Consider the following 6,909-nt stretch of genomic DNA (forward strand, 5'->3'; position numbering starts at 1 on the left):
TCCTGACTTCTTCTTTTATTTTTTTACCCTCATTGAGCCATATTTAATCTTTCGTATAAGGGTGTGGAATATCAAAATATCAAAACAAAAAGCCTGCCAGTCAAACCCGGCAGGCTTTTGTATGAATGATTATTCTAAATCGCCTTACAAGCAGGCCAGTCGGTTATTATCCGATGGAGCCTTCCATTTCGAACTTGATCAGACGGTTCATTTCAACCGCATATTCCATTGGAAGTTCTTTTGTAAATGGTTCGATGAAGCCCATTACGATCATTTCCGTTGCTTCTTGCTCAGAAATTCCGCGGCTCATCAAGTAGAACAATTGTTCTTCGGATACTTTGGAAACCTTCGCTTCGTGTTCAAGGGAAATATTATCATTCAAGATTTCATTGTAAGGGATCGTATCAGATGTAGACTGATTATCCATGATTAATGTATCACATTCAATGTTGGAACGAGCTCCATCCGCTTTACGTCCAAAATGAACGATACCACGGTATGTTACTTTACCGCCCTGTTTAGAAATTGATTTAGATACAATCGTTGAAGATGTATTTGGCGCTAGGTGAATCATTTTCGCTCCCGCGTCTTGGTGTTGGCCTTTACCTGCAATGGCAATCGATAATGTCATACCGCGAGCGCCTTCACCTTTTAAGATGACAGCAGGATATTTCATTGTCAATTTCGAACCGATGTTACCATCAATCCATTCCATTGTTGCATTAGCGTCACAAACCGCACGTTTCGTAACCAGGTTAAACACGTTGTTTGCCCAGTTTTGGATCGTCGTGTAACGGCAGTAAGCATCTTTCTTGATGACAATCTCAACAACCGCACTATGAAGGGAGTTAGTTGTATAAACAGGAGCTGTACAACCTTCTACATAGTGCACGGATGCGCCTTCATCAACAATGATTAGCGTACGTTCGAATTGCCCCATGTTTTCAGAGTTGATCCGGAAATATGCTTGAAGCGGAGTATCCACTTTAACGCCTTTTGGTACATAGATGAATGATCCACCTGACCAAACTGCCGAGTTCAATGCAGAGAATTTATTGTCAGTAGGCGGGATCGTTTTCCCGAAATGCTCACGGAAGATATCTTCATTTTCACGAAGTGCTGAGTCCGTATCTTTAAACACGATACCCAAGTCTTCCAATTCTTCTTTCATGCTATGGTAAACCACTTCAGATTCATATTGGGCAGATACACCGGCAAGGTATTTTTGTTCGGCTTCAGGAATTCCCAATTTATCAAAAGTCTGTTTGATTTCATCAGGAACTTCATCCCAAGACTTCTCTGATTTCTCTGATGGCTTAACATAGTATGTGATTTCATCGAAGTTCAGGCTCTGCATGTCGCCGCCCCATTGAGGCATTGGCATGTTGTAGAAATGCTCCAATGATTTCAAACGGAAATCAAGCATCCATTGCGGTTCATCCTTCATTCGAGAAATTTCTTCCACGATTTCTTTTGTCAGACCACGCTTTGAACGGAAGATGGAAACATCTTTATCCGCAAAGCCATATTTATAATCGCCGATATCAGGCATTTTCTTTGCCATAGCTCGTATTCCTCCATTTCAAATGGCTGAATTACAACAGCTCATTTTAATTTAATTATTCCTTCAATCCCTTTTCCATGGCTTTCCAAGCTAGGGTAGCACACTTGATTCGGGCAGGAAATTTAGAAACACCCTGAAGGGCTTCAATATCCCCAAGGTCCATCTCATCGTCGTATTCTTTCCCCTGAATCATTAAGGAAAAAGTCTCGGACATCGCTAGGGCAGTATCAACGTCTTTGCCCTTAATGGCTTGCGTCATCATGGAAGCCGAACTCATCGATATCGAACAACCATCACCATCGAATTTAACATCGCTGACCTTGCCGTCTTCAATCTTCATCGTTAAACGAATCCGATCGCCGCAAGTTGGATTATTCATATCGATTGTCATGCTTCCATCTTCTAGCATGCCCTTATTACGAGGTTTCTTATAGTGATCCATAATGACTTGACGGTAAAGTGTATCAAGGTTATCAAAAGACATTACTGAAATACTCCTTCGTTTTAACAAGCCCGGACACAAGCTTATCAATATCTTCTTCCGTGTTATATAGATAGAAACTTGCTCTTGCTGTCGCTGATACGTCAAGCCATTTCATTAATGGCTGTGCGCAGTGGTGACCGGCACGGACAGCAATTCCATCTGCATCAAGAACGGTAGCGACATCATGTGGATGTACGTCATCAATATTAAAGGTTATTACACCAGCACGCTTTTCTGCATCTTTAGGACCGTAAATGGTCAGCCCTTCAACTGCTGACATTTTCTCCATTGCATAAGCGGCGAGCTTATGTTCATGCCGTTCAATATTATCCAAACCGATTTCCTCCAAGAAATCAATGGCAGCCCCCATGCCGATGGCGCCGGCGATGATTGGGGTACCGCCTTCGAATTTCCACGGGAGTTCTTTCCATGTAGACTCATACAAACCTACAAAATCAATCATCTCTCCGCCGAATTCGATCGGTTCCATTTTTTCCAGAAGATCTTTCTTGCCATATAATGCGCCGATGCCTGTTGGACCGACCATTTTATGACCTGAGAAGGCAAAGAAATCACAATCCAAATCACGGACATCCACTTTTAGATGCGGCGTGCTTTGTGCCCCGTCGACTACCATTACAGCATTGTGATCATGGGCAATTTGGGCGATTTCCTTCACAGGATTGATAACGCCAAGCACATTCGAAACCTGCATGATGGACACGATTTTCGTTGCTTCCGTAATTGTAGCCCTCGCATCGTCAACGGAAATCGTGCCATCTTCCTGAAGCGGAATATACTTCAATACAGCGCCTTTTTCTTTGGCAAGCTGCTGCCACGGAATGATATTGCTGTGATGCTCCATGTAAGAGATGACGATTTCGTCACCCTCTTTAATATTTGCACCACCGTAACTTCTTGCTACAGTATTTAAGGCAGTCGTTGTGCCTCTGGTAAAGATGATTTCTTCTGTAGAAGAAGCATTAATGAATTTACGTACCTTTTCACGAGCACCTTCATACGCATCCGTAGCTTTTGTTCCTAGTGTATGCACCCCGCGGTGAACATTCGAGTTATAGCCGCGGTAATATTGCTCAATCGCTTCAATCACTGCAGCCGGTTTTTGAGAGGTTGCAGCACTATCTAAATAAACTAATGGCTGACCATTGACTTCTTGATCTAATATTGGAAAAAGCTTACGAATTTCGTATGGGTTCATTACTGTACTTTCCTTTCAATGACCGCTACTAATTGTTTTTTGACTCCCTCAATTGGAAGCTCGTTAACAACAGGGGCCAAGAATCCGTGAATGACAAGTCTTTCTGCTTCTTTCTTTGTAATACCACGGCTCATTAAATAATACAGCTGAAGCGGGTCGACACGGCCGACTGAAGCAGCATGACCAGCCGTTACATCATCTTCATCGATCAAGAGGATCGGATTGGCGTCTCCGCGTGCTTTTTCACTTAACATCAATACACGTGACTCTTGTTCAGCATTGGCCTTTGTAGCACCATACTCTATTTTCCCAATGCCATTAAAAATGGAGGAAGCGGATTCTTTCATGACACCGTGCTTAAGGATATAACCCTCAGAGCGTTTGCCATAATGAATGATGGCTGTCGTGAAGTTCTGCTTTTGTTCCCCGCGTCCGACTACAACGGTTTTTGTATCACCGTGAGAGCCATCGCCCATTAGATATGTTGTATTATCTGAAATCGTATTTCCGTCGTTCATCAGGCCAAGCGCCCACTCAATACGTGCGTCACGTCCTGCCACTCCACGGCGGTTAACATATGTCGTGAAGCCTTTTGAAAGGGTATCGACCGCACCATATTGGACTTTGGCATTCGCATTTGCAAATACTTCAGTTACGATGTTGGCAACACCTTCGTTAGACTCAACGGTTGAGAAATAGTTCTCTACATATGTGACAGAGCTATTATCTTCAGCTACGATCAAGACATGGTTGAAAAGTGTAGTATCCGGATTATCCAGAAGGAATACCGATTGAATCGGCTCTTTGATTTCTACATTTTTCGGAACATAAAGGAATGCTCCCCCATTAACCAATGCAGCATGAAGCGCTGTTAAACGATGCTCATCTATTTTAACGCCGTCTTTCATGAAATATTTTTGCACAAGCTCAGCATGATCGCGAGCCGCTGATAAAATATCCGTAAAAATGACGCCTTGTTCTTTCACATTTGCTGACAGATTGATATGTGCCGGCGTATTATTGCGTTGGATGTATAAGTTTTCATTTTCTTCAATGATGGACTTAATTTCTTCCGGAAGCTCCTCTAAAGAGGCAAAAGCTTCACTCTCAACCGTATGAGTTTGGAAAGAAGTGAAATTCCATTTATCGATTTTCGTTTTATCCGGCTTTGGCATCGGGAGCTTTTCTAATTCAGAAAACGCTTGAATCCGAAGCTCGGATAGCCAAGCTGGATCATTATTTTTAGTTGAATAGGAGCTTATATCCTCTTGTTCAAACGGTAATTTCGTTTCTGTAGTCATTGCAAATCCTCCTACTTACGCTTCTTCGCCAACAGTTTCGTCTTCAATGCCCAATTCTTGTTTAATCCAGTCATAACCTTCCGCTTCCAAGCGGGCAGCAAGTTCAGGACCGCCTGATTTTACGACACGCCCTTGCATCATTACATGTACAAAATCAGGAGTGATGTAATTTAATAGACGTTGGTAGTGAGTGATGATCAAGCATCCAAAGTCTTCTCCGCGCATTTCGTTGATTCCTTTTGAAACGACTTTAAGTGCATCGATATCTAGACCTGAATCAATCTCATCCAGAATTGCAATTTTAGGTTGGATCATCATTAATTGAAGAATCTCGTTGCGTTTTTTCTCTCCGCCTGAGAAACCTTCATTTAAATAGCGTTGCGCCATATCTTCATCCATTTCAAGGAATTCCATTTTTTGGTCCATTTGACGGATGAATTTCATCAATGAAATTTCATCGCCTTCTTCACGGCGTGCGTTAATGGAAGAACGTAAGAAGTCTGCATTTGTAACACCGCTGATTTCACTTGGATATTGCATAGCTAGGAATAGACCGACACGAGCGCGCTCGTCTACTTCCATCTCCAATACATCTTCACCATCGAATGTGATGCTTCCGCTAGTTACCTCATATTTAGGGTGACCCATGATTGCTGATGATAAAGTTGATTTACCAGTTCCATTTGGTCCCATGATCGCATGGATTTCCCCACCTTTAACTTCAAGGTTTACCCCTTTTAAAATCTCTTTGCCTTCAATTGATACGTGCAGATCTTTAACCGTTAATGTAGAAGCTGACATAATAATACCTCCGTGAACTAATTCCAATTTTATTACCAGAAAGTAAAGATTACTTTCATTACTATAATTTCCGTAAAAGCATTCTCACTTTATTCTCATTCCAATTTTATAACAAATCCAATTTGGAATCAACTAAATAGATAGGGGTTTCCACTTCGGCCATGTTAAAAACCTGTCCGATTCTTACAATACTAACAGATATGGCCTGTTTACTGCATATTCATACTTATTTTAGCTTTTGTTAAAATTATCTTATTATTCGGCAAATCTTCGTCCTTATTACTATATGTTCAAAGGTTTCGATTGCAAGGTACGAACGTTCCGCTTAAAAAGAAAAAAATCGGACTGTCAGGTATTATGTAAGTTTATCCAATAAGGAAACCCTTATTTTATGGACCACTTTCCATTTTACCTCTACAGACCGATCTTTTAAAGAATTCTTTTATATGCTTAGCCGTGAATTTTGCGTTGTAGGTCCTGGACCATTTTGTTGCACTTTACATGTTCCCTATCCCGTTCTTTCTCAACCTCGATACGGAGGTCTAAGTCTCTACTGTACTCACTGTAGCCAATCCCATGTGAAGACTGCATCGCCTTTTCCATTTCGCTTGTTACATTTAAATCCAGAGTATTGATAGTGAACCATCCTTTCAAATTTGTGTATCATTTTTTCACCTTCATTATCTCTATACCCTTTCCTTTCCTGATTAAACATGAAAGGAATTAAATTAAGACGCAGACTGAAACAACCTGGATCATCATTATAGCGAGCTGGTTTGTCCGTTCAGCTTTTACATAATGCGCCGCTCATAATTTTTAGTTTGTCTACAGTTTTTTAGATTTTTAGGTTTTTAAAATTTAGACGTTACTTTCCACTTCAGGCACTCGCTTTCCGCGGGCGGTCGGGAAGCCTCCTCGGCGCTTTTGCGCCTGCGGTGTCTCCCCTTGACTCGCTTTTCCCGCAGGAGTCTCGTACCTTCCGTTCCAATCCACTAAGACTACACAATCAGATAGAATCACTTTCACCTACATTCTATATTCCGTTCAATGCCTGTTAGGATTTCCGTGATAAAGTGCTTCACTTCTCTAAGTTCGGCAGCTTTATTAATCATTTGTTCAATCAGAGGCTCTTAATCGAGTATTTCCGGGTGTTACTTTCGTCCCAACACAAATCCGTTACTGACTGCTGAAGCATACATAAACCCTGAAGCTGTTGACGCAGATTCCGCAACCATGGCTATGTGTAATATGAGCGTTTTGGTTGTTATCCCTGCCCATCGGCACTCAATAACAAATGTAGAGGGCTATTCTGATTTTAAATCCAATAAAAAAAAAGGTTTCGGAATGAGACTAAACTGTACCCTATAGAGTAGACACTAAAAAAAGGTCTGCTCTGTAGGGTACTTTTATGTATAATGAAAAAAATGGGAGAATCGGAGAACAATTAAATGCCAAAAAAACTCTTTACTGAGAAAGAAATAGAAATACTATCTAATAATCCATATGTTAAATCTATAAGTTCAAAGGGTGTTACATATAC

General features: G+C 41.3%; 6 protein-coding genes. All 6 read right to left on the reverse strand.

Going from position 1 to position 6,909, the window contains the following annotated elements:
- Positions 1 to 166: 166 nt before the first annotated feature.
- The 6 genes from sufB to AC1DVB_RS14550 all read right to left on the reverse strand — a co-directional run bounded on the left by sufB (position 167) and on the right by AC1DVB_RS14550 (position 5,972).
- Entirely contained in the window at positions 167 to 1,564 is a 1,398-nt protein-coding gene (gene sufB / locus AC1DVB_RS14525) for a Fe-S cluster assembly protein SufB (protein ID WP_034310152.1), read from the reverse strand.
- Positions 1,565 to 1,619: 55 nt separating this feature from the next.
- Positions 1,620 to 2,048 carry a Fe-S cluster assembly sulfur transfer protein SufU gene (gene sufU, locus AC1DVB_RS14530; protein WP_034310148.1) on the reverse strand — a complete coding sequence of 143 codons (429 nt, stop codon included), beginning with the start codon at positions 2,046 to 2,048 and terminating at the stop codon, positions 1,620 to 1,622.
- The gene (locus AC1DVB_RS14535) at positions 2,038 to 3,267 is read right to left on the reverse strand and encodes a cysteine desulfurase (protein ID WP_048688225.1); all 1,230 of its coding nucleotides are present in this window, start codon (positions 3,265 to 3,267) and stop codon (positions 2,038 to 2,040) included. Before AC1DVB_RS14535 ends, sufU begins: the two co-directional genes overlap by 11 nt.
- On the reverse strand, positions 3,267 to 4,568 hold the full coding sequence (gene sufD / locus AC1DVB_RS14540) for a Fe-S cluster assembly protein SufD (protein ID WP_034310144.1): 1,302 nt from the start codon (positions 4,566 to 4,568) through the stop codon (positions 3,267 to 3,269). The genes AC1DVB_RS14535 and sufD overlap by 1 nt, the downstream gene beginning before the upstream one ends.
- A 15-nt stretch (positions 4,569 to 4,583) precedes the next feature.
- Positions 4,584 to 5,369 carry a Fe-S cluster assembly ATPase SufC gene (sufC, locus tag AC1DVB_RS14545; protein WP_034310141.1) on the reverse strand — a complete coding sequence of 262 codons (786 nt, stop codon included), beginning with the start codon at positions 5,367 to 5,369 and terminating at the stop codon, positions 4,584 to 4,586.
- A 450-nt stretch (positions 5,370 to 5,819) separates the two neighbouring features.
- Positions 5,820 to 5,972, reverse strand: coding sequence for a YuzK family famiily protein (locus AC1DVB_RS14550; RefSeq protein ID WP_474001829.1), 153 nt, complete (start codon positions 5,970 to 5,972; stop codon positions 5,820 to 5,822).
- Positions 5,973 to 6,909 lie beyond the last annotated feature (937 nt).

The organism is Peribacillus sp. P4_D6 (assembly GCF_056401795.1).

Bases quoted from the DNA above. Each gene is read 5' to 3' on its own strand.
- sufU (WP_034310148.1), bottom strand. From the start codon at position 2,048: ATGTCTTTTGATAACCTTGATACACTTTACCGTCAAGTCATTATGGAT.
- sufB (WP_034310152.1), bottom strand. From the start codon at position 1,564: ATGGCAAAGAAAATGCCTGATATCGGCGATTATAAATATGGCTTTGCG.
- AC1DVB_RS14550 (WP_474001829.1), bottom strand. From the start codon at position 5,972: ATGGAAAAGGCGATGCAGTCTTCACATGGGATTGGCTACAGTGAGTAC.
- sufD (WP_034310144.1), bottom strand. From the start codon at position 4,568: ATGACTACAGAAACGAAATTACCGTTTGAACAAGAGGATATAAGCTCC.
- sufC (WP_034310141.1), bottom strand. From the start codon at position 5,369: ATGTCAGCTTCTACATTAACGGTTAAAGATCTGCACGTATCAATTGAA.
- AC1DVB_RS14535 (WP_048688225.1), bottom strand. From the start codon at position 3,267: ATGAACCCATACGAAATTCGTAAGCTTTTTCCAATATTAGATCAAGAA.